The organism is Bradyrhizobium sp. SYSU BS000235, from assembly GCF_049747295.1.
Classification (GTDB): domain Bacteria; phylum Pseudomonadota; class Alphaproteobacteria; order Rhizobiales; family Xanthobacteraceae; genus Afipia.
In genome coordinates, this window is sequence record NZ_JBMHJM010000001.1 from 228,066 (window position 1) to 253,980 (window position 25,915).

A 25,915-nucleotide genomic window follows, 5' to 3' on the forward strand; every position below is an offset into this window, starting at 1 on the left:
TGTCTTTTTACTTGGCTTTCAGCCTTGGGATGATCTCGCGTGCGATCGTCTCAACCTGATCCATCTTGTACTTATAGGGAACAAAGATGATCTTTTGTACGCCGACTGCCAGATGAGCCTTCAATTGTTCGACACACTCGTCGACCGAACCCATGATCGCACTATCGCGTGAACAATCGCTGTGCTCGGGGAAGTCCCATTCCTTGTTGAGCCAATCCATCATCTCATCGCGGACTGCCGCCTTCGATGGACCGACCATAATCGGCAACTGCGAAGCATTGAGCAGCTTGTCGGGATCTTTGCCGCCTTCCTTGGCGAAGTTGCGCAACTTGGCCCACGACTTCGCGAACGCTTCCGGAGAGTAGAAATAGGTCAGCCAGCCGTCGCCGGCCGTCGCCGCGCGCTGCAGCACGCGATCAACATAGCCGCCGATCAGGATCGGCATCCGCGGTTGCTGCACCGGCTTCGGATACATCACGGCTGCGGAAATGTTGTGCGCGAGATACTTGCCGTCGACCATCGGCTCGGTCCACAGACGGTTGAGAATTTCAAGGTTCTCGTCCATCAGCTTGCCGCGCTTGTCGAACGGAATGCCCATCGCGTCGAATTCGCGCTTGTACCAGCCGGACGCCATGCCCATCAGCATGCGGCCATTCGAGAACTGGTCCATGGTGGACAGCTGCTTTGCCAGTGCCACCGGGTTGCGCAGCGGCAGAACAAGAATACCGGTGCCGAGCTTGATCTTGCTGGTACGCGCGGCAATCGCTGTGAGCGTGGTCAGGGAGTCGAGGATCGGAAAATGCGGATCGACACCGAGGAGAATGTGATCCCAGACCCAAAGGGAGTCATACCCAAGCTCTTCAACACGCACACCATAATCGACCAGCGCCTTGGCATCCGGAAGCTCGGGCCAGGCGGTGAAGTTGCGCGCAGCGATACCGAACGTATTCGACAGGATTGTCATTCTTACTCCCCGTTTTTCTTATGCAATGAAGAGACGATCGGGATCGAGCATCCGCAACGTTGATAGTTCGTGCTCGGTCGGCGGCTCGGTGACATTGATCTGATCCTCGAAGATCAGATCGAAACCGGTGTTGTCCTGCACCTGCTCCCGCGTGATACCGGGATTGAGCGCAAGAACCTTCATCCGGCGAGACGTCTCATCGAATGAAAACACCGCCAACTCGGTGATAACCCGGAACATCCCGCCCTGGGGCAAGCCGCTTTCAGCGCGGGTCTTGCCGCCGCGGATATATCCCGGGCTGGTGATGAAATCGACTTGATCGACGAAGCGACGCTTCTCGTGCTTCATCGCAACAATCATGTTGGTCAGGCTGGAAATATCATTGCCGCCGCCGGTGCCCGGAAGCCGCGTCTTCGGGTTGTCGGAATCGCCGATGAAGGACGAATTCAGATTGCCGTATTTATCGATCTGCGCGCCGCCCATGAAGCCGACATCGACATAGCCGCGCTGAAGCAACAGAAGCACTTCGGCACTGCCGAGCACCATGTTGGCGCGCTTGGTGCAACGCTGGTCGTTCGTCGAAGGCGGCAGCTTGCCCGGCTCCACGAAAGCGCCGATCACGCCCCCTTCGAACAAAATCGTCAAGCCAGGGCAACGCAGGCGTTGCGCAAGCGTTGCAGCCAGCAGCGGGATGCCGATGCCGGCGAACACGACCTGCCCTTCCCTCAGCTGCCGCGCGCTGAGGATCGCCAGCATTTCCGACGCGGTGTGACGGCTCTGCTCAGTCATCGAAAATGCTCCTGCCTCTGCGGCTCGCCGTCACGACTTCCTCCATGCCGATCATCGACAGGAACTCGTTCCAGTTTTTCGGTCCGTAGACATAATCGTCGAGATATTTCTTCATGCCGCCGACGGGATCACCGTTCACCTGCTTCACGTAGGCATCGAGGTGATTCATCATCGGTTCGTAAACGCCGTAGCATTCATGCGGCGCGGAACCGTAAGGGACCTCTACGACTGCATCGACGCAGAAGAAAGGGATCTTGGTGTGATCGGGGGCACGGCGGATCTGATCGTTGGAGACGATGCGCTCCGTGGTCAGGATCACGCGGTTGGCGGCCATCGCCAGATCGATATCCATGAACTGAAGACCATCGATCTGCGCATTGCCGTAAGCGTCGCAGCGCTGCACATGAATCAACGCAACGTCGGGATTGAGCGCCGGCACCAGCAGGATCTTCTCCCCGGTGAAAGGACAATCGATCTCCTTCGTCTCCGGCCGCTTCTTGCCGACATCCGAGCCCAGCATCGAGCGCATCGGCATGAATGGAACACCCATTGCACCGGCGCGGAAACGCATGCCGACGCCCATATGGCTCCATTCGTCGTAACGAGCATGACCACCTTCAATGTGGTGCCGCATCACCTTGGAGAGGCCCCACAGAATGCCCTGAGCAAACCAGCTCGAAACAATGTGGTTCGCAGCGCCCGAGCCGAGCAACAGATCGCCATCCGTCGAGATGATGCAGCGCGAGCAGGACAGTTCCTTCTTGCGCGCCCGGATGAGCTGCCAGATCATCGCCATCGGCGTACGCGACATGGTCGAACCGCCGATACCGACTGTCGCGCCATCGCTGACGAACGAAGCCGCCTCCTCCAGCGTCACCACCTTCTCGCGCAGGCTCCGGTCGCGCCGCGCCAGATTTTCCCGCAGCGTCTGATAGGGCAGAACCGTACTCTGATCCACGCTCATGACCTCGCTTTGCCTGAAGCTTCTGTATTCGATCCAGCGACCTCCGCGTTGAAGTCCTCGATCAGCCTGTCCCATTGAGGAAGGCTATCCGCGATGCCTTCCCAGAACGACTGATGCCTGCGCCGCTCGAAATCCTCGACGCTGACGCCCTGCTGCTCGACCCAGGTGTAATAACCAAGATTGAAAACCTGCCGCCGCAACTGATCCGTGAGCTCCATCACGTGATCCGTCGCGATCGACGTCAGGCACGACCCGAAGATCTCGCCGGCATTCACCTCGTCGAATGAACCGAAATGCTTCTCGCTATAGCTATCGCGCTCGCTGTCGTAGAGGGACGCGCTGTCGGTCGCGACCGTGACGATGACATCGTCGGCGCCGTAATGGAGCTGCTTCGCCAGCTTGATCGACGCAACAATGTTCGCAAAGCCGGAAATGCCGACATCTGCGAAAGATTCCACCAGCGTCTTGTCGAGCTTGCGGCGATTTCGCAGGTACTTCCGTCCGACTTCCGAGCCGAACAGCAGATTGAGCTGGTCGGTGACACGGTCCGACACGCCGATCACGACATCCGTGTTCATCACGTTGTGGATGAACGGAATATGCTTGTCGCCGATGCCCTGGATGTTGTGCTCGCCATAGCCGTTGTTGAGCATGGTCGGACATTCAATCGCCTCAACGGCTGCAATCTGCGTACCGTGACGCTTCTTCAGGTAGTCGCCCGCCGCAATCGTGCCCGCGGACCCTGTCGCGGAAACGAACGCCGCAAGGCGACGATTGCTGCCGCCCTTGAACGCGTTAAAGGCGTGTTCAGCTGCAGCACCGGTACAGGCGTAATGGATGAGATAATTCGAGAAGGCGGAAAATTGATTGAGGATCACGTTTTGCGGATCACGCTCAAGCTCCGCGCACTTGTCGTAGATTTCCTTGACGTTGCTCTCGGTGCCTGGCGTCCGAACGATGTCCTCCGGATGCGAGACCCACTTCTCCAGCCACTCGAAGCGCTCGCGGCTCATGCCCGCAGGCAGAACAGCAACCCCGCGGCAACCAAGGATGCGCGACACAGACACGCCGCCGCGGCAGTAGTTGCCGGTGGACGGCCAGATCGCCTTCTGCTTTTCCGGATCGAAACGCCCGGTCACGAGCTGCGCCGCCAAGGCGGAATAAGCCGGCAACACCTTGTGCGCCCCGATCATCGGGAAGCGGCGGCCCAGCAGCACGACGATCGGCGCTTTCACGCCGGAAATCGATTCCGGAATCACGATGTATCCCGGCACATCGGTCCGGCTCTTCCGATCCGCAGCGTTGTACCAGTTCACACGCCAAAGATTTTCCGCGCGCGGCTCATCGGGAGCCACATTCGCGAGCTTCTTGGAGACCTCGGCTGGAATGGTCGAAGGGTTGGCGAGCTGCGAGAACGTCGGCAGCACCATGCCATGCTCTCGCGCCTTGGCAACGGCCCGCGCTCTCAGCTTGGCGTCGACGATTTCCGGATTAATGACTGAAGACATTCGTAAACTTCTTTCGGCTTCACGTCGTGTTGAAAGATACTAACATTAGGACGATAGGATGTCGAGCGACGCCCCGCCTCATGAGGAGGCAACCATGTGCACATTTTTGTCGCGCGCGGCTTCTATTGCTCTCGCTGCTGCAGCATCGAACGAGCGTTGCCGCACCACATTATCGGCATCGGAATAGACCGTGGTTCGCTGTCGGGGTGTTCGGCCGCTCGATAGGATGATCCGTTCCATCTCCTGCGGCGTCATTTCCTGCCCATGGGATGCACCCGCGGAGCGCGAGATGCTCTCATCCATCAGTGTTCCGCCAAGATCGTTGACGCCGGCGGACAGGCACTGACGCACGCCTTCTGCGCCGAGCTTGACCCACGAAGCCTGAATGTTCGGGATCAGGGAATGGAGCGCCAATCGTGCGACCGCATGCATCAGGATCGCCTCACGGAATGTCGGCCCCGGACGCGCCCTGCCCTTGAGATAGATCGGGGCTTCCATGTGAACGAACGGAAGCGGCACGAATTCAGTGAAGCCGCCAGTGTCCGCCTGGAGATTGCGGATGCGCAGCAAATGCCGTGCCCAGTGCTGATAGCCCTCGATGTGTCCGAACATGATCGTAGCAGTGGAGCGGAAGCCGACCAAGTGCGCCGCGCGCATCACATCGAGCCACTGCTGCGTGCGGATCTTGTCCGCACACAGAACCACGCGAACCTCGTCGTCGAGAATTTCTGCCGCCGTGCCCGGCAGCGTGCCAAGACCTGCAGCTTTCAGTTCGCGCAGAAACTCGATGACCGGAATTCCGAGCGTCTGCGCGCCCTGATGAATCTCCAGCGGCGAGAACGCATGCATGTGCATTTGCGGCACGGCGCCTTTCACGGTGCGGCAGATATCGAGATACTTCTGCCCCGTGTACGACGGATGAATTCCGCCTTGCATGCAGACCTCGGAAGCGCCCCGCTCCCACGCCTCAACCACACGGCCAGCGACCTCCTGCATGTCGAGATCGTAAGGACGCCCACGCAGGTTCTCGCTCATCTTGCCCTTCGAGAATGCGCAGAACTGGCACTTGAAGGAGCAGATGTTCGTATAGTTGATGTTGCGCGTCACGACGTAGCTCACCACATCGCCGTTCACATCGCGCCGCAGCTCGTCGGCGGCACGGCAGATCGCCGAAAAATCATCACCGCGGGCACGGAACAGGTTGACGATCTCTCCCTCGCCCAGCGCCTCACCGCGCTGTGCCTTGGCAAGGACGCGCCCCAGATTGTCGGACGGCGTGACAGAGGGCGCCTTCGCAATCCAGTCCAGTTCACGCGCGGGCAATTGGCCGACATGCCCCGGGCACCAGTCATCGACGCGCGGCATGCCATCGCCGTCGATGCGGTTGAGCACCGCCGTGCGCAGTCCCTGATCAACCCAGCGATTGGTGTCGCGCGCAAACGCCGGATAGATCGCCAGACGTTCCACCAGATCCATGCCGGCAGCCTTGGTTGCCGCTTCAAGCACGCGCAGATGCGGCCATGGCGCCTCGGGATTCACGTGGTCCGGGGTCACCGGCGACACGCCACCCCAATCGCTGATGCCCGCAGCGACCAGCCGACCGAGCGCGCCAGGGCTCAGGTTAGGCGGTGCTTGAATATTCATCTGCGGTTCGAAAATCAGGCGCGCGATCGCAATCGTCCAGAGATGATCGTCGACATCGGGCGACGCCGCATCTTCCATCCGCGTGCCCACCTTGGGGCGGAAATTTTGGACGATGATTTCCTGAATGTGCCCGTGCTGATCGTTGAGATCACGCAGCGCGAACAGTGAATCAATCCGTTCCTGTCGTGTCTCGCCGATTCCGATCAGAATGCCCGATGTGAACGGAATCTGACGCTCGCCGGCGAGCTTCATGGTTTCAAGCCGGGCCGCGGGCACCTTGTCCGGCGAACCGTGATGCGCACCGCCCTTTTCACAAAGCCGGTCCGAGACACTTTCCAGCATGATCCCTTGCGAGACCGAGACCTTGCGCAAGGCATCGAGGTCGTCGCCCGTCATCAGGCCGGGATTGATGTGCGGCATAAGTCCTGTTGCGCGGAACACCGCGCCCGCGGCTTCAGCGACATAAGACAGCGTCGTCGCATGTCCCAGCCGATCGAGTTCTTCGCGCGCGACGCGATACCGCAGCTCCGGCTTGTCGCCGAGGGTGAACAACGCCTCTTTGCATCCGGCCTTCTTGCCGGCCTCCGCGATCGCAATCATCTGATCGATCGACAGGAATGGTTTCTCGCCTGCCCGCGGCGCGTGAGCGAACGTGCAATAGTGACAAACGTCACGACAAAGCTGCGTCAGCGGAATGAAGACCTTGCGCGAGTAAGACACCTGCCGGCCGTGGGCAGTGTCACGCCGTGCAGCCGCAGCACTGAGCAGATCATCGAGACGTCCAGCATCAACAAGGCGCACGGCCTCTTCGCGCGTCAGCCTGCGGTCGTGCGAAAAATTGTGCAAAAGAGAATTCAAGTTCATCTCAGACATGCCTCTCGGACGCCGGAAGAGCAGCGGCACGGAGCCGTTCTGCGATGTTGAATTCAACCAGCAGCGCGGCCGTGAGCGAAAATTTCTTGATACCCGTCCACGGCAGCAGATCGTCCGGACAATCGATATCCCGGCCCAGGCCCTCATTGCGGACGATGCCACAATCGATACCGCTGGCCTGTGCCAGCGCCTGATGCCGGGCGAAGCTGTCGTCACCGAAACTTGGAACGATCAAATCGGGGGAGCGCATCGCAATCGCATTGGTGCCCCCGTCGGAGAACGCAGGTGCCAGTACTACCGGATGGCGATCGAGCTCGCCGATCACATCCCGAAGATCGCGGGCTGTGGCGAAAGGAACGTCGGCCGGAATGACCAGTGCGGTGGACGAGTCATCGAGCGTCTTGAGGCCCTGCTGGACGGCAGCATTGATACCCGCCTCCATGACATCGGTGACCACGCGCGCCTCGAACAGCGTTGCAAGGTTCGCCACCATGGGATCACCGGTCACCACGATGGTCCCTGCAATCTCCGGGATCGCGCAGAGCGTGGTGAGAACTTCATGCAGCATGGTGCGGGCGAGCTTGACGCGTTCGTTGCGCGACAAGACGTCAGCAAGCCGTTGCTTGGCTCGGCTCAAGCGTTTGACCGGCACGATAGCCCAGACATGACCGGAGGTTTCTGCTGCGATCTGCATCACGCGGCGCTCTCTCCCTTCCGAACAATGGACAATTGAGCTGCGAATTTCAGGCATTCGGCAGCGAGTCGATCCCGATCCTCAAAGCTCCGCATCCAGGTCGAGGCGACATGCACCGGCATCTCGATTTTATCCGCCTCTTCGCGATCCGTCTCGTCGATGATCAGCCCACTCAGAAACGGATAGTGCCGGGCGATTGTCACCGAGTCCGCCGGCAAACCAAGCTCCGCCATGATCTTCGCCGTCGGTCCCTTGACCGCCTGCCCGCCGATCAACGGCGAAACTGCAACGATCGGCGCTTTCACGGCATCGAGCGCCTTGCGGATGTCCGCGACAGCGAGAATGGGGTCCACACTCAGATAAGGGTTTGACGGGCAAATAATCACGGCCGCGAGATCGGGATGTCGCAGCGCCGACAACACCTGCTGCGTTGCAACGGCCCTCTCTGCGCCCTTGAACTCAAGCCGTTGGACGACTGGGGCGCATTGCAAGCCAACGAAATAACGCTGGAACGGCAACGGACCATCCGCAGTCATCACCATCGTCTCAACGCGATCATCGGACATGGGAAGAAGCGTCGCAGCGATGCCGAGACGACGCGCCATTGCGGTCGTGAACTCTGTCAGCGTGGTTCCACCGCGCAGCGCCTGTGTCCGCTCTACATGCATGGCAAGATCGCGATCGCCCAGCCGGAACCAGGTTTCGCCGCCGAGATCGCCGAGCGACGCCATGAAATTCCAGGTCTCATCGGCGCGGCCCCAGCCGCGCTCAACATCGCTGAGGCCGCCCAGCGTGTAGACGACCGTGTCGATATCAGGCGACACATGCAGACCGAGATGCTCGAAGTCGTCGCCCGTATTGACGATTATTGTGAGGTCCGCGCCGATCAGGCGATTGAGGCCAAGCGCCAGCTTGGCGCCGCCGACTCCGCCACACAGCGCCACAACAGGCTTGCCTTTGAATGCGCTTGCGGTGCTCATCGGAACATATCCCGTTCGCGCGGGCGGATCAGAGCCGACGCCGGCCGCGATGCCGCAGAAAACGACAATCCCCGGACCACGACCACCGGCAACCCTTCCGCGGCCTGCCCCATGAGTAATGATGCGCCCGCGGCAATTTCATCGGCCACCGCGATCTCGGTCACCTGCATCGGTCGGCCGAACATATCCGGCGCGCCGATCATATCCAGCAGCGATGGTAAGCCTGCGACGCCGAGCGCAACACCGGTGACACCATTGCGCCATGGCCGCCCGAAGCTGTCATTGATGATCACGCCGACATCGGCGCCGAACGTCGCGTCAAGCTTCGCTTTCAGCGCCGCGGCAGAACCATCCGGATCCTTCGGCAACAGCAAAACCCGTTCTTCACCTTCGGTATGCTGGATATTCGACTGATCAATGCCGGCATTGGCCATCACATATCCCAGCCGATGCGCCACGATCATGATGTTCGGCCGGTGGCGCACAACCTCATCGGACTCGGACAGTACAACCTCGATGAAGCGCGGGTCCTTACCGATGTCCTTGGCAAGCGCGTGCGCCTTCTCCGATGGAACGACGCGCTTCAACTCGACGTAGCGATCTTCGGATTTTGAAACGATCTTCTGCGCGATGACGACGATGTCCCCTGTCGTCAACGCAAATTGGGCGGCCTTGAGAGCATCTCCGATCACCGTGGCAAGATCGTCGCCCGGCTTGATCAACGGAATGCCGGGTACGGCAAAATATGTGACGCTCTTCGCCATCGCGAGTGCCGTTTACGGAGCAGGCGCAGGAAGTCCGGTGATGCGGATGCCCGCGCCCGGAACTTTGTAGCGACGGTTGATCCCAATCAGAACCGACGTCAGAGCTTCCGCCGCAGCCGAGTTGGCAAGGACGCCGCCATCGATGCCGCTGGTCGCAACTTCGCCCGCCAGCGTAATCACGAGATCACGGGCTTCCTTGTCATTGCCGAACACCAGCACGTCACAGTCCGCGCGGCCGCCCGCATGCAGCTTCGTTGCGCCGACGTTGTGAAAGGCTGAGACAACCTTGACGCCGTCGCCGAGCAGCTTCTGGGCAATCTGTGCCGCAGATCCTTCCGGCGGCAGTTGCACAACCGAGACTTTCGGCGGCACCAGCGGCACCGCCGCGTCGACCACGATCTTGCCTTGAACCGCATCCTTCACTTCAAGAAGCGTAGCCTCATGGCTGCCGAACGGCACCGCGAGAACCACAATGTCGGCGGCCTTTGCAGCACCGACATTGTCATCACCCCGCGCGTTGCCGCCCAGTTCCTTGGCAAACGCCTGCGCCTTCTCGGCGGAGCGCGACCCGATCACGATGGAATAGCCGGCGGCGATCCATCGCTTCGCGAGACCTGAACCCAGGTCGCCGGTGCCTCCCAAAACAGCAATACTTGGCTTTGCGCTCATATGACCGGCCTTCCCTGGATCAGTTTTTGGATGATGTCAGTCGAGCGACATCTCAGGCAGCGTCACCAGCTTGACCCCTGCCTTCTCCAGCCCTTCGCGAACGGTCTTCGCCAGCGCCACGGCGGTCGGCTCATCACCGTGAACGCACAGCGAGTGCACCTTGCACGGGATCTTCTTGCCGTTGCGCGACGTGATGGTGTTGTTCACCACCATGTCGATGACCTGCTTGGTTGCCGCGGCGGGATCATGCAGCACCGAGCCCGGAATCTTGCGTGATGTCAGGTTGCCGTCGTCTTCGTACTGACGATCGCAGAAGCCTTCCAGCGCGACCGGCAAGCCGAGTTCGCGGCCGGCTTTCTCCATTTCAGAGCCGGCAAGCGCCACATAAATGATCTTGGGATCGACCGTCTTGATCGCCCGCCCGATGGCCAAGGCGTATTCCTTGTTCTCGGCTGCCATGTTGTTCAGCGCACCGTGCGGCTTGAGATGGGTCACCTTGACATCGGAGTAAGTCGCCAACGCCTGTAACGCGCCGATCTGGTAGGCGATCATGTATTCGAGATCTTCGGGCTTCATATCGATGCGGCGGCGGCCGAAGCCCCAGAGATCGTTAAAGCCGGGGTGCACACCGACCGTGACGCCCTCCCGCTTCGCATCGGCGATGACCTTGCGCATCGTCAGCGGATCGCCGGCATGGAAGCCGCACGCGATGTTCGCTGAACCGATAATCTTCAGAATGCCGTTGTCGTCGCCGATCTTGTAGGCGCCGAAACCCTCTGCCATGTCTGCGTTGAGATTGATCTTGATCGTCATTGCTCGCTCCGGATTGCCACGACTGGCAAAAAGTCATCTATCACAGGCCTAAACGAGGATAAGGTACTATCTTTAGGAAGACAATACCTTTACCCTTACTTATCTGCCGAACAGTCGTTTCAGCAGGTTTTGGAACCTACCTTTTATCACTGAGAACACCAGTGATCCTGCATCAAGGCCGGCCTCGGCAGACGGCATGTCTCCGCTCGACTTCCCTGCCAGGCGCGCCTCGAGATTCTTGACGAACATCGCGATCAGGCGGCCGGCAATATCCTGCACAAGACCAGAGCGGCTGAACTGCGCAAGCGCTCCGGTCAGCGTAAAGCCGATATTGACGTCGACACGCGTCTGATCCGGCGTATCTCCCTCCTTGACCGCATAACCGACCAGCCCGCGAGTCGCAGAGTTGCTGCGCTTGTCTTTGCCGGAGCCAATGATTGTGCCGGTCCGGGTTGCCTCGTCGCGCGTGATGTCAGCGATACCCTGGAATTCCGCCGAGATCGGGCCGACTTTGACCTTCATCTGGCCTTCGACATGGCCATCCACCGGCTCGCCGGCCAACGACGCGCCGGGCAGACAGGCCGCAACACTCGCCACGTCGCCGAAGAAGTTCCAAACCACGTCGACAGGATGGGCGACCACGAAGCTTTGCGTGAATGTCGTCTGCGGTTTCCAGTCGGGATCCATGCGCGCGGCAGAAGCTGCAGACGCACTTTTCGCGGCGACCTTGGGCGCTACGGCGACGCGCGGCGCCGAGCCAGACATGGCAGGCAGCGCATGTCCCGACCCTGACGGGCCGAGCCGCGTGCGATTGCCGTTCGGGATTGCCGCGATGCCACGGCTGCGTCTTGCCTCGACCACGCGCTGGATCGCGCGAATGATGCCGACGTAGCCCGTGCAGCGGCAGAGATTTCCGCTCATGGCGACGCGAATGTCGTGTTCACTCGGCGCCTGCAGGCGCAGCACGACATCTCGCGCGGACACGAGCATCCCCGGCGTGCAATATCCGCACTGAAGCGCATGCTCCTGCGAAAAGGCCGCGCGCAGTTCCGTCGCGATCTCGTCGTTGTCGAGGCCCTCGATTGTCGTCACTTCAGCCTGCTGGCAAGCGACAGCGTACGTGATGCAGGAGCGTGTCGGCACTCCGTCTACGAGCATCGTACAGGCCCCGCACACGCCGTGCTCGCAGCCGAGATGGGTGCCTGTCAGATTCTGGGTTTCGCGCACGAAGTCGGCGAGATGGGTGCGCGGCTGGATGCCGGCGCTGACCGATTTTCCGTTGACTGTAAGACTGACGAGCGTCATGCCGACTGCGCCTGTTCGATCGCGCGCCGCAACGCGACAATATGGGTTTGCTTGTCGAGCGGATCGATCATGCCTGCGGCCTCGACCGCATTTGCTGCGGCATCGCTATTGAATGCGGTATTCAACTGCTTCGCGCGTCCGTCGCCGAGAATCCTGCCCGCGTCCGTGACGACGATCGGACGGCTTTCCGTCGCACCGATCACGACGCGGCTGACCCCGCGATCGGGATCCGACAGAAACGAACCGATGGCGTGGGCGAATTCACCGGTCTTGCGGCAGGTCTTGTAGTAACCCCAGCGCGCCGAACGGCTCAGCTTGGGCACCTTGACGCCGACGAGCATTTCACCGAGCTGCAGGTCGGCTTCCAGCGCACCGACCATGTAGTCTTCGACAGGGATCGTGCGTTCGCCGCCCGGGCCGCGCAGCACGACCTTCGCGCCCACTGCGGCCATGATCGAATGCCAGTCGGCGGATGGATCGGCGTGCGTCAGGCTGCCGCCAATGGTGCCGCGATTGCGCACCGCCCGATAGGCGATCCCGCGCGCAACATAGGGCAGCGCGCCGCAGGTCACGTCGGGAACGCGCAAGTCTTCGATATCGGCGTGCGTGATGCAGGCACCGAGCACGATCTCGTCCGCGCGCTGATCGACGCTGCGAAGTTCCTCGATGCCGGTAATGTCCACCAGCAGATCGGGCTGGACCAGACGCATGTTGAGCATCGGCCCGAGCGATTGGCTGCCGGCCATGATTTTGACCGTTTGGCTGTCGTCGGCGATCAGCTTGAGCGCTTCGTTGACATCGCCGGGACGCGCGTAATCGAAATTGACCGGCTTCACGCGGGAACTCCTTCACCCGCTTTCGTCCGACGCTTCTGTTCGGCGGCTTGAATAGCTTCCAGCACCCGGCGCGGCGTGATCGGCGAATGGAGCAATTCCGCTCCGAGTGATTTCAGCGCATCGTTGACGGCATTGCCGATGGCCGCCGGGGGCGCGATGGCGCCACCCTCGCCGAGACCTTTGACGCCGAACTCCGTGTAAGGCGCCGGTGTTTCCATGTGACCGAGCTTCGGCGCGGGCACCTCGGTCGGACCGGGAAGAAGATAATCAGCGAACGTCGACGCCAGCGGCTGGCCCGACGCGTCGAAGTTCATCTCTTCGTAAAGCGCGGTCCCGATGCCCTGCGCGAGGCCGCCATAGATCTGGCCATCGACCACCATCGGGTTGATCAGCTTGCCGCCGTCTTCGACGATGACGTAGTCGAGAATCTCGATGTCGCCCAATTCCGGATCGACCGCGACCACCGCAACGTGTGTCGCGTAGCTGAAGGTGCCGGAATCCCGCACCGGCTTGTAGCCAACCGTCGCCTCCAAACCTCTCGGATCGACTGACGGCGGCAGATCCTGCGGGCGCCGGTACCATGTATGCGCGATTTCCTGCAGTGTGACGCTGCCATTCGGGCCGACGACAGCCCCGCCTTCCAACTTGACGCTCTCGACTTCGGTCTGCAGCAAATGGGCACCGATGCCCATCGCAAGCTTGCCGAGTTCACGGGAAGCAGTCGCCACGGCGCCGCCGGCCATCACGGCACAGCGCGATCCCCAGCTTCCAGTCGAGTACGGTGTGTATTCGGTGTCGCCATGCACCAGCTTGATCTTGGCCGTATCAATGCCGAGCATTTCGTGGGCCACCTGCGGCAGCGTGGTTTCCATGCTCTGGCCATGGGAGTGGACGCCCACACGCAGTTCGAGCCCCCCATCCGGCGTCATGCGCGCGGTGGCCTGCTCGTGACCAGGTACCATCGGAATGCCCCAACCAGCATAGACGGACGTTCCATGTGCACCCTGTTCGCAATAAACCGACAAGCCGACACCGATCAGCCGGCCGTCGGAGTCCGGAATCTTCTGCCGCTCGCGCAGCGCGGCGAGATCGATCTTGGCCAACGCCTGCCGCAGCGACTCCGGATAGTCGCCGCTGTCGAAATGCTTCTTGGTGATGTTGTCGAACGGCATCTGCTCGGGCTGAACCAGATTCTTCAGCCGCACTTCATACGGCTCGAGCCCGGCCTCGCGTGCGATCGCGTCCATCATCAGTTCGATGGCGAAACAGACGCCCGTGCGCGCCACGCCGCGATACGGCAGGATCGGACACTTGTTGGTCGCAACCGACCAGGTGCGGCAGCGATAGGATGGAAAATCGTAGGGCCCCGGCAGAATGCTCGCGACCTGCGCCGCTTCCAGACACGCCGAGAACGGATACGACGAATAAGCCCCGGAATCGACCGTGGCTTCACATTCGACACCACGCAGCTTGCCGTCGCGGTCGGCATAGACGGTGATGATGTAGTGGTGTTCGCGGCAATTAGCACCCGCCGTGAGATGCTCGCGGCGGTCCTCAATCCAGCGCACCGGATGACCGCAGCGCATCGCCAGCCACCCAAGGCAGACGTCTTCCGTCAGCACAATGCCCTTGTAGCCGAAGCCGCCGCCGACATCTGGCGATACGATCCGCACGTTAATCTGCTCGAGCCCGAGGCATTCGGACAATCCATTGCGGACGATGTGCGGCTGCTGGTTGCCCGTGTAGAGCACGAGCTGGTCCATGCGCTTGTGCCACATGGCGACCGTACCCCTGCCCTCCATCGGCGCCATACTCTGGCGTGCGGTGGAGATTTCACGGGTAATTTTGATCGGCGCGTCGTACGCTGCTTCCATGTTGATATCGACAAACGTCTCGAGAAAGACGTTGTCGCCCCAATGCTCGTGAAGCAGCGCCGAATCCGGACGCTTCGCCAGCAGCATGTCGTAAACCGCGGGCAGTTCCTCGAACTCGACTTCGACGGCAGCGGCAATATCTTCCGCCTCCGCGCGCGTGTCAGCGACACACATCGCGATCAGTTCGCCGACCTGACGCACCTTCTCAAAGGCGAGAATCGGCTGTTCGGACACCTTGAATCCCGGCAGTCCGGACACCGCGCGGATTGGCTTCACGCCCTCCAGGTCTTTTGCCGTGAAAACGCTGCCGCGGAACTGCGGCGGAATCCGGATGTCCTTGATGCGGGCATGCGCCAGCGGGCTGCGAACGAACGCCACGTCGCGCATTCCGGCCAAGCGGATATCGGCAACAAATTCGCCGCGCCCGCGCATCAGGCGGTCATCCTCCTTGCGCAGGAGCCGCGCGCCCACACCCTGCTTCGCCATGCACATTCCCTCGAAGGCCCGATGACAACCGCCCGGCCAAACTCATCCTATTTTTAGGACGATAGCAAGACCTCGTTCGTAGACTTCAACGATCAAAGAATTTGCAAAAATAGAGGCCGATTGACGCGGATTTAGGCTTTGCGAGCTTTGCTGCGCCGCGCCAATTCAACGGCTTTGTAGCCATTGCGCGCTTTTTTCTCCCGAACGGGGTTGGTCGCGAGCAGATCCATCTGCAGCTTGATGCTTTCACTGCGATAGATGATGTCGCCGACATAAATGGCAATCCCGCCATCATCCACTACGACACAATGGGCCGCGACCGTTGGCGCCCCGATCGAAATTTTCAGAAGGTCAGCGATTTCGGGATCCGCGCTGCCGATCGTCAGGGTCTGCTGCGCTTCGAGCAGCGTGACCTCTTCCATCGAATCGATCGTGACCAGCGCTGCCGCGTTCTTGAAACGAGTTGGATTCAGATCAAAGACTTCTCGCGCCAGAAGGATATTGACGACCGAATATGGGTCTTCATTGCGGTACTGAACGCTGCGTAATTTCACGTAGCTCGATGCCAACTCCCCTTCGGAACTGGTCAGATTAGGGGGCGGAACGTCTTCCTCAATGGTCAGTCGCCGGGGCACATTGCCCGTGAGGGAGTCGATGAGAGTGCTCCAACTGGTGGCGAGCTTGACCCAGTGCCGATCCTGGGTTTTTTTCGAAACAAACGTCCCAAGTCCCTGACGTGCCTGCAGCAATCCCTCTTCCCGCAAGATGTCGACGGCCTGCCTGACCGTGACGCGAGCGACCTCGAACTCCCGTTCAAGCTCTTCGAGGGTGGAGATTTTTTCTCCGGCGCCCCACTGTCCGGACTGTATTCGGGTTCGCAACACCGATGCCACCTGGATGTACAGGGGCACGCGACTGCGATCATATGCCTTTAACAGCTTGGACACGTTAGCTCTTCTTATTGGGATCCAATGTTTGCGCGGGGATCATAACTAACCACGGAATCAAAGCAATGTGCTAGCAATGCCGCTGGCGGGCAGCACTGCACTGCGACGAACGCGCCTTGTGACACGCGCCCTGTATGGCGCAGGATTTGCCCAGCCTCCGGACAAGGCCTGCACAGTCTGCCTCACTGAGGGGTTTGACGCAATCGTACCGTCTTAGGTACGATAGTATCAATGCGAACAGGTCTTCGTCATGGCTGATTTTAGAATTTTGAAAGCGGCGGACAGCGCGCTTGTCATCGAATTTGGATCGACGATCGACCGCAAGATCAGCGACCGGGTGCTCGCACTTGCGGAAACGCTTGAGCATGCAAAACTTCCCGGAGTGACGGAGGTCATCGCAACCTTTCGTTCGCTCAGCATCAACTATGATTCGCTCGTCACAACGGGCAATGAACTCGAACAGGCGGTTCATGCCTTCATTAATCAGTCCACCCGGGCTTCAGGCGGCAAGCGGATTTGGGAAATCCCGGTTTGCTACGAACCGGAATTCGCGCCGGATATCGAGGAAATAGCGAAAGCCGCAAAGCTTTCGGTTGAGGAAGTGGTCTCGCTTCACGCCGGCACGCAATATCACGTCTACATGATCGGCTTCGTTCCCGGCTTTCCTTACATGGGCGATGTCCCCGAAAAACTTCGGTTTCCACGCCGCTCCGATCCCCGCACCCGTGTTCCTCCCGGCTCTGTTGCCATCGCAACGAGCATGACGGCGGTCTATCCTTACGAAAGCCCCGGCGGTTGGCATTTGATCGGAACATCGCCCGTCCGGTTTTTCGATGCAGCGTCGGCGCGCGGCGCCCTGCTCGCCCCCGGCGATGCTGTCAAATTCAATCCTGTCGCACCTGCTGAATTCGAACGCATCAAACTCGCGGTGCAGCGCAACGACTACGTTCCGGATAGTTCGGAGATTGCAACGTGACGCCGGTTTTTAAAGTCATTGCTCCCGGCTTTCTCACCACTGTCCAGGACGAAGGACGGCGCGGTTTTCAGCACGTCGGGGTGCCGGTTGCGGGCGCGCTCGATCGGGACGGCTTCACGCTGGCGAACGCGTTGGTAGGTAATCGGCAAAACAGCGCCTGTCTGGAAGTGATGGGATCAGGACCCGAGCTGGAAGTCGTTTGTGATTCGGCGAGAATTGCATTGGTCGGCGGCGGGGGCGGCCTTGAGATCAAGGGAGGCGAGCAGCCGCTGGTCCCTTCCGGGCAGACCGTCCGCTTGACCAAGGGAGAGATCGTCCGCGTCAAGCTCGGCGGCGACGCGTTTTGCTCGTATCTCGCCATTGAAGGCGGATTCGATGTGCCGCTGTGTCTCAACAGCAGGTCCACCTACACGCGTGCGGCCTTTGGCGGCCTCGAAGGACGGCAACTTCAAGGCGGTGACATCCTCAACAGCAGCAAGGACGATGTTGCTGTTCGTGAAGAAGTCGCTCTCAGTGAGCCGCGCGATCTGCGCTTTGGACAGCCGATCCGCGTTGTTCTCGGACCGCAGGACGACTTCTTTACCGAAGCGGCTATCCAGGAATTTCTGTCCGGCACTTACACCATTACAGCGGCATCGGACCGCATGGGATTCCGGCTGGACGGACCTCTTCTCGAGCACAAGGGCGGCAACTACAACATCGTCTCGGACGGTATCGTCGGCGGCTCGATCCAAGTCCCCGGTTCAAAGTTGCCGATCATCCTGCTGGCCGACGCTCAAACCGCCGGCGGCTATCCGAAAATCGCCACCGTTATTTCGGCGGACCTGCCGCTGCTTGGTGTGCGCGGATCAGGACGCTCCATTCGGTTCGAAGCGGTGTCGCGCGAGGAAGCCGAGACCATCCGGCGCGCCGAACACAAGCGGATTCAGGATGTCATTCAGGCGATCCGCCCGGTCGGCGGAGCGCAAGGCATCAACCTCGAAGCGTTGTACAACCACAATCTGATTGACGGCGTCGTCGACGCCTATGCGTGAGCGCGTCATCCTCTCAGGTGACGCAGAACGAGGTTCTCGACTTCGGTTCTGATTGAATCAGAACCGAAGCTCTTGATTCTTTTTTGACGCGTTTTCTTCACGCGAATGAGTGGAGCGGATTTGACGTTCGCACCTGCTTGCCGCGAGGTTGTAATGCGAACGTCAAATCTTAAAGCTCCACTCAAGTCATAGATTTGCTAGTGGTCCTTTGATTTGAACGTTCGCAACAGTGCCTGCTGAGACGGGATGCAAACGTTCAAATCGGACCACTAAGTAGCCACTTCGCTCGAAAACGCTTTAGTAGCCGCGCGTCAGGTCGACGACGTTGTCCAACGGTCGCCCGGCTTCGAATTGCTCGATTTGGCTGGCGACATAAGCCGAGATTTCCGTCGGATCTGTATCCGCCGCATTGTGCGGTGAGAGAATAACCTTCGGATGTGACCAGAACAGGCTTTGTGCTGGAAGAGGCTCGCTTTCGAACACATCGAGCGAGGCCGCGCCCAATGTGCCGTCATCCAGGCAGCTCAGAATATCCGCCTCGTTCTGCAGGCCGCCCCGCCCGGCATTGATCAGCACTGGAGCGCCCAGCGGGCTATTACGATCGAGTTGTGAGAAAACGCTGCGATTAAGGATATGACGCGTATCCGGCGTGAGCGGCAGAAGACACACAAGGATGTTCGTGCGCGCCAGGAACTGCTTCAGCCCAGTTTGCCCCGAGAAACATTCAATGCCCGGCAAGCTCTTCGGGCTCGCACTCCAGCCGGCCACGCGGAAACCGAGGCGCTTCAGAACGTCTGCCGCATCGCGCCCAAGTGTGCCGAGCCCCATCACTCCGACGGAAATCTCGCTCGCCGCCCATTGATGACGGGGCGCCCAGATTTTGTTCTGCTGACTTTGCGACAAATACGGCTGCTGACGATGGTGCATCAGCACATGCATCACGACGTATTCCGTCATGCGGCCCGTCAGATCACCGATGGCAACCCGAACAATCGGCACGTTCGGTAACGTCTTGTCCGCAATCAATGCATCGACGCCGGCGCCGAGATTGAACACAGCTTTCAGATTTGGAAATGCAGCGAGCGCGCCGGGAGTGGGCTTCCAAACCGCGGCATAACCGATGTCTTCAGGGCGACAAGCGTCGCCGGGCAGCAATGCGACTTGCCTGTCTTCACAGACAGACGTGAAACGCTCTTTCCAGCGTTGCGGCGACCAGTTGTCCGTACCGCCGTTGATCAATACCGCGAGCGCTGCCTTGCTCATCTGATTTTCCCCCCACAACCGACGACGTCCTGTTTCCCACAAGACGGACCTTGTTCGCAACCTACAGCGGGACAGACTTATTTGGCGCGCGGAGTCGCAACGAGGCGCAGGAAACTCATCACCGCTCCGAGCGCGGCAAACCCCGCCCCGACCGCCAAGGCGTACGTCGCGCCCTGGTGACCGGCGAGACCGAAACAGAGCGCAGCAAGAGCCGCGCCCGTGGTTTGGCCAATCAAGCGACCCGTTGCAACGAGACCGCTGGCTGCGCCGCTGCGGGCAGGCGGCGCGCTGGACATGATGGCTTTCATATTCGGTGACTGAAAGAAACCGAAGCCGCATCCACAAACCGCCATGCGCCAGACGATGTCCACAACGCTCGGCTCGGCCGGCAGCATTGCCAGCAGGACCATGCCCACACCGAGCACGACAAGGCCAAGGCCCCCGAGCAGTCCCGCCGGATGACGATCGGACAGCCGTCCCGCGATCGGGGCCATAATGCCGACGACCAAAGACCATGGCGTCATAAAGAAGCCCGTCTCCACCTGCGTCCGATGCAGCACGTCTTCGAAGTAGAACGGCAGCGACACGAAGGCGAGGCCCTGCACCGCGAACGAGCAAACGGCGGTCGCGACCGATAGCGCGAAGACTGGCCGGCGAAACAGGTCGATGGGCAACATCGGGGCTGGATGATCCGCCTGTCTGCGGAGCAGAAGCGCACCAAGCACGACAGTGCCGATCAGGACCGCAATGACGAGCCACAGCGACGTATTGTGCGCCGCACTGCCGATTCCGAAGATAAACAAACAAAGACAAGCCGAGGTCAGCAGCGCGCCGGGATAATCAAATGCATGCGTGGCGCGCGGGGTTTGCGGCAGCGTCTTCAGGCCGATCAGGATCGCGGCCACGCCAAACGGAATGTTGATGGCAAACAGCCATGGCCAGGAACCGACAGACAAAATTCCGGAGGCGATTGTCGGCCCCAGAGTAAATGCTGTCGCGACCACGAGGGCGTTGTTACCGAAGCCGCGCCCATGAAGCCGCGAAGGATAAATAAAGCGCACCAGCGCCGTGTTGACGCTCATGACCCCGGCGGCACCCAATCCCTGAAGAAAGCGCGCAACCAGCAAACTGGGCAAGGACCATGCACAGGCACAGCCCAACGACGCCACCGTAAACAGCAATAGGCCCCAAAGATAAATCCGTTGATGACCGACGATTTCGCCGAGCGCGGCAACCGGAAGCAAGGTGGCCACCATCGCGATCTGGTAGACGTTCACGACCCAGATGACGTCCGCGGGCGTCGTATGAAGGTCATTGGCAATCGCGGGCAAGGCGACATTGGCAATAGCCGTATCAAGCGCGGACATTGCCAGAGCCGTGAAAACGGCCAGCAGCGCCCAGCGCCGCCGCTCCGGAGGAAGGCCGTCGGTCACAGGAGGAAACTTCCCCGAAATTGCATCCATCCTGCGGGCTTTCCGAAACGCGTTTTCAATGTGGGTGAACGACCGTTATCTAGTCGGGATGCGAAACAATCGACAGTGGCCGGTCTGCATGCGGCATATGCATCAGGCTCTACAATGCTCTAAAATCTGACGAAAACGGCTATCCGCGGATCACGTTTTCTGGATCCAGAATTGATACATCTCGGTAAAGGTTGCGGGGTTCTCCGTCTCGAACAAATGCCAATTATCGAGGTTGGCAGCAGCCGTGTCGTCCGGGAAACGCTTCAGATATCGGCTTCGATATGGGGTCTGAAATCCCAAGAATTTGAAGCCGGCTTCTGCCAGGAAAGCAGCGATCTGCGGGATTGAAAACTGGTGCTCCTGGACATGAAAGAGCAAATCCCTGCATTCGCTGGTGCTGAAAAAATCGCCAAACTCGGTCACCGCCATCTGCTGGCCGTCGTGGGGTAGGTTCGCGGCCTGGGCTCGCAATCTCCTCACCTCCGCGACGGAGTACCCCCTTCCCTCCTTGGCGAGGACATCACGGGCGACGTTGATATTCTTCCGGGCGATGGCGCTATAAAGCCCGATGTGCATCAGGCCACCGGGCCGCAGTAGGCTGGCCAGATTTCGCCATCCCTCGAGAGGATCTCCGAGGTGGTGAAGCACACCCGATGAATCGATGACGTCGAACATCATGTCCGGCTTGAACGCCAGAATGTCGGCCCGAGCGTAACGGATGTTTTTCAACCCCAGTTCCTGGGTTTTTCTGGCCGCATAGCTCAGGCTGCTCAAGCTGAGATCAATGGCTAAAACGTCGGCGTTCTTGAACTGCTGCGCACGTTGAATCGCGTGCATCCCTGTTCCACAACCTGCAATCAGAACACTGATCGGACGATCGCCAATCGCCTGATACGGAGCACCCGGCATCTGTGCACGCAGGTACTGATCGATCGGCATCGCTTCCTTATCCACTGGAATCCTCGTCCAGCGCGGATAAGGGTTTTCCTCGTACTGATCCCTCACCTTTTCCGAAACGCTATCCTCGACTGCAGTCAGTTCTTCGATCCGCTCTCGAATTTCCTGCTCTTCGGCCCATTCCAAAATCTGCTGCTTGATCACGGGTTGAAGAACATCCGGCCAACCCACCTGCGCGAGCCGGTCTGCTCCAGTGAGAGAATGGAGAGGCACGTAGCTTGCAAGAACAGCTATTTGAATTGGCGAAACAGTTCCGCCTGCGTCTAGCGTCCCAACGATCGAATCACGAAGACTCAAAATCTGAGATTCTTCACGATCACTGAGGTCGAACACATACTCATTGATATGGCACTGTTGAGCGATGGCCGCACTGAGCGGCAGCCACACGTCGAGAGCTTCCAGCTCTCCTTTGGAAACTTCGTCCAATAGTGCGGCACGAGTCGCCGTTAAAACTCGCTCAAGCGCGATATCGGTAACCGGACACGCCACCAAAAGGGCGTGCAACAATCCGTCAGCCGCAATTGACGCACGTTCATCAGAGCTGAACAGGTCGTTCAAGCGAGAGGAGCCTGGCGTCAACGAACGCTCCAAGCTTCGCTTGAACGCAGGCATCTGCACCAGAAGCACACACACGCCGCGAGAAATATCTCTTGGCCGACACCACGCTTCGACGAGCGCGCGAGATAGAAACTGAACGGCGCTACGGTCGAACTTGGTGCTTAAGGGGTCCAGAGATCGCAGCACCGTCACAAAAGTGGACTTCAAATCCGGCGTAATGCCCAATTGCAGTCCCTGCATGGCAGTTTTGAGGGCTTCGGCGCCTTGTCCACTCAGAAACAACAAGGCAGCGAGATTGTTGTGTGCGCCGGGATAGTCAGGCTGCAGTTCCAATGCTTTCCGGTTGTGGCGAATTGCCTCTTGCTCACGTCCGCATTCGGCCAGCACGCGCGCTAAGTTATAGTGCAGTTCCGCGTTACGCTTTTCCGATGCGATAGCCTTCTTGAGCAGATCAATACCGTCGGCGCTGTGGCCCAATTGATGAGCCAGAATGCCCAGGAAGCCGAGAGCGCCGGAATGCCGGGGATTAGCGGCCAGGACCTGCCGATAGCCGGCTTCGGCTTCGCTCATCTGGCCGGCGCGGTGATACGCAAAAGCCTGCGCAAACAGCGCATCTTCGAACGGCCGTGATTGCATTTTCCTGCTGCTCATCAGTTCGTCTGTGTTTTCCGACCGCTTTGATCGATGAATGCGCCATATAACAGTGGCCCAACGATTGGAGCAAAGTGCTTTACATCCGCTCCCCAACGACCCTGCAGGCTATAGTTACTGCACGATGTCGTGATTAAATAGCCCCTTGCCCACCGAGTTCGTCCCCCTTAAAAACGGCTGTTTCCTCTTGCATCAAGGGAGAAACATCTTGGGTGAACTCACCACATGGCTTTCGGGCCAACATTCTGGCCTTCGCACTTACAAGGCCTTTCGCAATAGAACCCTCCAGCTTTCAGCATCCGACAGCGAGCATCGCGCGCTATATACGCTGCTCGCAGCGATGGCCGGCCGATACATCGAATCTTTTGATGAAGAGCCGCTTCCCGTCGAGACGGCGGATCGTGCTTATAAAAAGCTTCTCAAGATCGTATCGGAAGCGGAAGGATCGACCTCGGCGCCAGCATCACAGCAGATTCAGGTTCTGAATCATGTGGCGTCGACCGAACTCTTTTGATCCCGGGATCGCTGATCCTGGCACCGTCCGCGCGAAAATAATTCGAGGCGCTGGGCCAGCTTGATCACCTCGACGACACTGCGTTCATTTGCCGTCATCAGCGATGCCGAACGCGATCCTGTGACCGATCGGCATCCCGCGTGCGGTATCGCCGGCGCAGGCCGTAGCTCCGTCATGTTCCGATCCGATCTGGAACAAGGTGATTGTCACGCAGCAGATCTGCCCACAGGTTTGCGGGGCCGAGCGATCCCGATTTGGAGATGACTTCAACGTCCGACCAACGCCCACCCTGTATCACCGATCGCGGAAGGCCTGGCATGATCTGGCCTGCCAACTTCAACGATTGCGCACCAATAGCGACACAAAGCGCCCTGAGTGTTTCCCCGCCGGCAACGATAAGCGTCCCCGGCGGTTGGAGCTGCAAGGTCATCGCCGCAAGCTCGCGCGCAATCCGTTGCGCCGCGTCAGTCCTGGAAAGTCCGGAGGGAAGGCCGAACCGCGCCAGGACAACGCCATCCGCTGCAAGCCGGCGCTCCACGTCGCGTGCATGGTCTGGCGCCCCCTCGGTAAGGGTGACCACCTGAGATCCGCATGCCGCAAGCTGCGCGGCTGTTGCGGGCTGATCAGAGCCGAACAATCCCAGTACCGGAGCTTGCAACCGCGGCGATACACTCACCTCGTGACCGCGCGCCAGCGCTCGAGCAAGACCGCCACTCCCAACCCATAGGACTGAGCCTTGGGCAGAGCGCCCCACCGCGACGACGCGATCCAGGTCATCTTCGCTCTCGGCGTTGAAGACACTGACGCCTGGCGGCAATTCCTTCTCCAACTGCCCTTGATGGGCATCGATTCCTTCCGCTGCAAGCAGTGCCAGAATGTTGCCGCCGACGGGCGACCAACTGCCGTCCTGGGTCCGTGCGAATTGCTGGCCGCCGCGCGTCCGCCGCCCCTGATAGACAAATGCCGGCGCGACAATGCAGGACGACCACCTGCCCGGCCGCAGGCAGGCCGCGAGTTCAGCGGCCCACTCTCCGCGCATCAGGCTATCGACCTTCTTGAACGCAATGGTCGCGTCATACAGCGCAGGTACCAGCCGTTCGATGATCGGCACCACCTGGGCTTTGCCAAGTTCGCGCGTGCCGCTGTCGAGGATCAGGCTTTCCGAAAGCGTTGACGGCAAGCTCTGCGTCCAGCACACCTCCAACGGACCGCATAGTCCGACGAATTCAACTCCCGTATCGAGCGCGCCGGTCAGATCGTCCGCAAGAAGCCGAAGCAGCGCCATCGGGGGTTCGTTTCTCAAAGAAGTGTCACGCAATCGTGGGTTTGCGCGGTCCAGGAATTTGCGTCAAGACTACCTCATCAATTTCTAAAAACATCGGGAACGCCCATGAAAGCTTATGTCTACGGGACCAACGGCGCCGCCATCACCGATACCCCCAAACCATCCCCCAAGGGATCGCAGATTTTGGTGAAGGTCCACGCCTGCGGCATGAACCGCGCAGACCTCGGCATGATCAAGGGGCACGTGCACGGCTCGGCCGGTGGCGCGGGCACAGTCCTTGGAATGGAATGGGCCGGCGAGATTGTCGAACTGGGGCCTGAAGCGAAGGGCTGGAAGGTCGGCGACCGCGTCATGGGCTCTGGTGCCGGCGGATATGCCGAATACGCGGTGACCGACTATGGCCGCGCCCTCCCTATTCCATCGGGAATGGGTTTCGAACAAGCCGCATCTTTGGCACTGGCATTGACCACCATGCACAATGCCGTCGTCACCATCGGCGGACTTCAGCCGGGCCAGAACATCCTGGTCCAGGGAGCAAGCTCAGGCGTCGGGCTGATGGCACAGCAGATCGCCAAGTTGAAAGGTGCAAAACTCGTTATCGGTTCGTCGACCGATGCTGCACGCCGGGCCCGCCTAAAAGAATGCGGAGCAGATCTCGCAATTGATTCCAATGATCCGAAATGGGTCGATCAAGTGCTCGAAGCCACCGGCGGCGCAGGTGTCGACGTCATCATCGATCAGGTATCCGGCAAGCTCGCCAACCAGAATCTGGCCGCAACCAAGGTTCTGGGGCGAATTGTCAATGTCGGCCGTCTCGGCGGTAGCCACGGCGACTTCGATTTCGATCTCCACGCCGCGCGGCGCATCAGTTACATCGGCGTGACATTCCGCACGCGTTCGCTCGAAGAGATACGGGAGATCTTCAGCCAAGTCAGACAGGATATCTGGGCGGGTGTCGAAAGCGGCCAGTTGAAATTGCCAATCGATCGCGTGTTCCCGTTCGACGACATCGCGCAAGCCGTCGACCACATGTCCACGAACAAGCACTTCGGTAAGATTGTCCTTAAATTCTGACGCTTGCTGCGAATGAAACTCATTTTAACA

22 protein-coding genes are annotated in these 25,915 nt (G+C 59.8%); 4 read left to right on the forward strand and 18 right to left on the reverse strand.

Annotation, left to right across the window (positions count from 1 at the left end):
• Positions 1 to 7 precede the first annotated feature (7 nt).
• From ACP0KA_RS01040 to ACP0KA_RS01105, 14 genes are all read right to left on the reverse strand, one after another.
• Positions 8 to 964, reverse strand: a complete 957-nt coding sequence (locus ACP0KA_RS01040; RefSeq protein ID WP_424626982.1) for an LLM class flavin-dependent oxidoreductase — start codon at positions 962 to 964, stop codon at positions 8 to 10.
• Between the two features lie 18 nt (positions 965 to 982).
• Complete coding sequence (locus ACP0KA_RS01045) at positions 983 to 1,753, reverse strand: CoA-transferase subunit beta (protein ID WP_424626983.1); 771 nt, start codon at positions 1,751 to 1,753, stop codon at positions 983 to 985.
• A complete protein-coding gene (locus tag ACP0KA_RS01050; protein ID WP_424626984.1) occupies positions 1,746 to 2,717 on the reverse strand; it encodes a CoA transferase subunit A in 972 nt (323 codons plus the stop codon). Before ACP0KA_RS01050 ends, ACP0KA_RS01045 begins: the two co-directional genes overlap by 8 nt.
• Positions 2,714 to 4,225: a pyridoxal-phosphate dependent enzyme gene (locus ACP0KA_RS01055; protein WP_424626985.1), complete on the reverse strand. Its 1,512-nt coding sequence runs from the start codon at positions 4,223 to 4,225 to the stop codon at positions 2,714 to 2,716. Before ACP0KA_RS01055 ends, ACP0KA_RS01050 begins: the two co-directional genes overlap by 4 nt.
• A gap of 78 nt (positions 4,226 to 4,303) precedes the next feature.
• The gene (gene cofH / locus ACP0KA_RS01060) at positions 4,304 to 6,733 is read right to left on the reverse strand and encodes a 5-amino-6-(D-ribitylamino)uracil--L-tyrosine 4-hydroxyphenyl transferase CofH (RefSeq protein ID WP_424626986.1); all 2,430 of its coding nucleotides are present in this window, start codon (positions 6,731 to 6,733) and stop codon (positions 4,304 to 4,306) included.
• Between the two features lies 1 nt (position 6,734).
• Complete coding sequence (gene cofC, locus ACP0KA_RS01065) at positions 6,735 to 7,436, reverse strand: 2-phospho-L-lactate guanylyltransferase (protein ID WP_424631458.1); 702 nt, start codon at positions 7,434 to 7,436, stop codon at positions 6,735 to 6,737.
• Positions 7,436 to 8,416 carry a 2-phospho-L-lactate transferase gene (gene cofD / locus ACP0KA_RS01070; protein WP_424626987.1) on the reverse strand — a complete coding sequence of 327 codons (981 nt, stop codon included), beginning with the start codon at positions 8,414 to 8,416 and terminating at the stop codon, positions 7,436 to 7,438. The genes cofC and cofD overlap by 1 nt, the downstream gene beginning before the upstream one ends.
• Positions 8,413 to 9,180 (reverse strand): coenzyme F420-0:L-glutamate ligase, encoded by a 768-nt coding sequence (cofE, locus tag ACP0KA_RS01075; RefSeq protein ID WP_424626988.1) that lies wholly within the window; start codon positions 9,178 to 9,180, stop codon positions 8,413 to 8,415. The genes cofD and cofE overlap by 4 nt, the downstream gene beginning before the upstream one ends.
• Before the next feature lie 12 nt (positions 9,181 to 9,192).
• Entirely contained in the window at positions 9,193 to 9,849 is a 657-nt protein-coding gene (gene npdG, locus ACP0KA_RS01080) for an NADPH-dependent F420 reductase (RefSeq protein ID WP_424626989.1), read from the reverse strand.
• A gap of 36 nt (positions 9,850 to 9,885) precedes the next feature.
• A complete protein-coding gene (locus ACP0KA_RS01085) occupies positions 9,886 to 10,662 on the reverse strand; it encodes a LamB/YcsF family protein (RefSeq protein WP_424626990.1) in 777 nt (258 codons plus the stop codon).
• A gap of 99 nt (positions 10,663 to 10,761) precedes the next feature.
• Positions 10,762 to 11,967 carry a xanthine dehydrogenase family Fe-S subunit gene (locus ACP0KA_RS01090; RefSeq protein ID WP_424626991.1) on the reverse strand — a complete coding sequence of 402 codons (1,206 nt, stop codon included), beginning with the start codon at positions 11,965 to 11,967 and terminating at the stop codon, positions 10,762 to 10,764.
• The gene (locus ACP0KA_RS01095; protein WP_424626992.1) at positions 11,964 to 12,803 is read right to left on the reverse strand and encodes an FAD binding domain-containing protein; all 840 of its coding nucleotides are present in this window, start codon (positions 12,801 to 12,803) and stop codon (positions 11,964 to 11,966) included. The genes ACP0KA_RS01090 and ACP0KA_RS01095 overlap by 4 nt, the downstream gene beginning before the upstream one ends.
• On the reverse strand, positions 12,800 to 15,163 hold the full coding sequence (locus ACP0KA_RS01100; protein ID WP_424626993.1) for a xanthine dehydrogenase family protein molybdopterin-binding subunit: 2,364 nt from the start codon (positions 15,161 to 15,163) through the stop codon (positions 12,800 to 12,802). The genes ACP0KA_RS01095 and ACP0KA_RS01100 overlap by 4 nt, the downstream gene beginning before the upstream one ends.
• Positions 15,164 to 15,294: 131 nt before the next feature.
• Entirely contained in the window at positions 15,295 to 16,110 is an 816-nt protein-coding gene (locus ACP0KA_RS01105) for a GntR family transcriptional regulator (RefSeq protein WP_424626994.1), read from the reverse strand.
• Positions 16,111 to 16,360: 250 nt separating this feature from the next.
• On the opposite strand from ACP0KA_RS01105, the gene pxpB reads away from it, so the two are divergent.
• Positions 16,361 to 17,086, forward strand: coding sequence for a 5-oxoprolinase subunit PxpB (gene pxpB, locus ACP0KA_RS01110; RefSeq protein WP_424626995.1), 726 nt, complete (start codon positions 16,361 to 16,363; stop codon positions 17,084 to 17,086).
• Positions 17,083 to 18,120 (forward strand): biotin-dependent carboxyltransferase family protein, encoded by a 1,038-nt coding sequence (locus tag ACP0KA_RS01115; protein ID WP_424626996.1) that lies wholly within the window; start codon positions 17,083 to 17,085, stop codon positions 18,118 to 18,120. The genes pxpB and ACP0KA_RS01115 overlap by 4 nt, the downstream gene beginning before the upstream one ends.
• Before the next feature lie 297 nt (positions 18,121 to 18,417).
• On the opposite strand, the gene ACP0KA_RS01120 is transcribed toward ACP0KA_RS01115, so the two are convergent.
• From ACP0KA_RS01120 to ACP0KA_RS01130, 3 genes are all read right to left on the reverse strand, one after another.
• On the reverse strand, positions 18,418 to 19,383 hold the full coding sequence (locus tag ACP0KA_RS01120) for a 2-hydroxyacid dehydrogenase (RefSeq protein ID WP_424626997.1): 966 nt from the start codon (positions 19,381 to 19,383) through the stop codon (positions 18,418 to 18,420).
• Between the two features lie 77 nt (positions 19,384 to 19,460).
• A complete protein-coding gene (locus ACP0KA_RS01125; protein WP_424626998.1) occupies positions 19,461 to 20,846 on the reverse strand; it encodes an MFS transporter in 1,386 nt (461 codons plus the stop codon).
• 150 nt (positions 20,847 to 20,996) lie between these two features.
• Positions 20,997 to 23,012 carry a methyltransferase domain-containing protein gene (locus ACP0KA_RS01130; protein WP_424626999.1) on the reverse strand — a complete coding sequence of 672 codons (2,016 nt, stop codon included), beginning with the start codon at positions 23,010 to 23,012 and terminating at the stop codon, positions 20,997 to 20,999.
• A gap of 145 nt (positions 23,013 to 23,157) precedes the next feature.
• Between ACP0KA_RS01130 and ACP0KA_RS01135 the strand changes: the two genes are divergently transcribed.
• Positions 23,158 to 23,526: a hypothetical protein gene (locus tag ACP0KA_RS01135; protein WP_424627000.1), complete on the forward strand. Its 369-nt coding sequence runs from the start codon at positions 23,158 to 23,160 to the stop codon at positions 23,524 to 23,526.
• Positions 23,527 to 23,698: 172 nt separating this feature from the next.
• Here the strand turns inward: ACP0KA_RS01135 and ACP0KA_RS01140 are convergent, their stop codons facing one another.
• Positions 23,699 to 24,811: a four-carbon acid sugar kinase family protein gene (locus ACP0KA_RS01140; RefSeq protein WP_424627001.1), complete on the reverse strand. Its 1,113-nt coding sequence runs from the start codon at positions 24,809 to 24,811 to the stop codon at positions 23,699 to 23,701.
• A gap of 105 nt (positions 24,812 to 24,916) precedes the next feature.
• On the opposite strand from ACP0KA_RS01140, the gene ACP0KA_RS01145 reads away from it, so the two are divergent.
• On the forward strand, positions 24,917 to 25,885 hold the full coding sequence (locus tag ACP0KA_RS01145) for a zinc-binding dehydrogenase (RefSeq protein ID WP_424627002.1): 969 nt from the start codon (positions 24,917 to 24,919) through the stop codon (positions 25,883 to 25,885).
• Positions 25,886 to 25,915: the final 30 nt, after the last annotated feature.

Coding starts and splice junctions, on each gene's coding strand:
- ACP0KA_RS01040 (WP_424626982.1), bottom strand. CDS start 964: ATGACAATCCTGTCGAATACGTTCGGTATCGCTGCGCGCAACTTCACC.
- ACP0KA_RS01045 (WP_424626983.1), bottom strand. CDS start 1,753: ATGACTGAGCAGAGCCGTCACACCGCGTCGGAAATGCTGGCGATCCTC.
- ACP0KA_RS01050 (WP_424626984.1), bottom strand. CDS start 2,717: ATGAGCGTGGATCAGAGTACGGTTCTGCCCTATCAGACGCTGCGGGAA.
- ACP0KA_RS01055 (WP_424626985.1), bottom strand. CDS start 4,225: ATGTCTTCAGTCATTAATCCGGAAATCGTCGACGCCAAGCTGAGAGCG.
- cofH (WP_424626986.1), bottom strand. CDS start 6,733: ATGAACTTGAATTCTCTTTTGCACAATTTTTCGCACGACCGCAGGCTG.
- cofC (WP_424631458.1), bottom strand. CDS start 7,436: ATGCAGATCGCAGCAGAAACCTCCGGTCATGTCTGGGCTATCGTGCCG.
- cofD (WP_424626987.1), bottom strand. CDS start 8,416: ATGAGCACCGCAAGCGCATTCAAAGGCAAGCCTGTTGTGGCGCTGTGT.
- cofE (WP_424626988.1), bottom strand. CDS start 9,180: ATGGCGAAGAGCGTCACATATTTTGCCGTACCCGGCATTCCGTTGATC.
- npdG (WP_424626989.1), bottom strand. CDS start 9,849: ATGAGCGCAAAGCCAAGTATTGCTGTTTTGGGAGGCACCGGCGACCTG.
- ACP0KA_RS01085 (WP_424626990.1), bottom strand. CDS start 10,662: ATGACGATCAAGATCAATCTCAACGCAGACATGGCAGAGGGTTTCGGC.
- ACP0KA_RS01090 (WP_424626991.1), bottom strand. CDS start 11,967: ATGACGCTCGTCAGTCTTACAGTCAACGGAAAATCGGTCAGCGCCGGC.
- ACP0KA_RS01100 (WP_424626993.1), bottom strand. CDS start 15,163: ATGGCGAAGCAGGGTGTGGGCGCGCGGCTCCTGCGCAAGGAGGATGAC.
- pxpB (WP_424626995.1), top strand. CDS start 16,361: ATGGCTGATTTTAGAATTTTGAAAGCGGCGGACAGCGCGCTTGTCATC.
- ACP0KA_RS01120 (WP_424626997.1), bottom strand. CDS start 19,383: ATGAGCAAGGCAGCGCTCGCGGTATTGATCAACGGCGGTACGGACAAC.
- ACP0KA_RS01125 (WP_424626998.1), bottom strand. CDS start 20,846: ATGGATGCAATTTCGGGGAAGTTTCCTCCTGTGACCGACGGCCTTCCT.
- ACP0KA_RS01130 (WP_424626999.1), bottom strand. CDS start 23,012: ATGAGCAGCAGGAAAATGCAATCACGGCCGTTCGAAGATGCGCTGTTT.
- ACP0KA_RS01140 (WP_424627001.1), bottom strand. CDS start 24,811: ATGGCGCTGCTTCGGCTTCTTGCGGACGATCTGACCGGCGCGCTCGAT.
- ACP0KA_RS01145 (WP_424627002.1), top strand. CDS start 24,917: ATGAAAGCTTATGTCTACGGGACCAACGGCGCCGCCATCACCGATACC.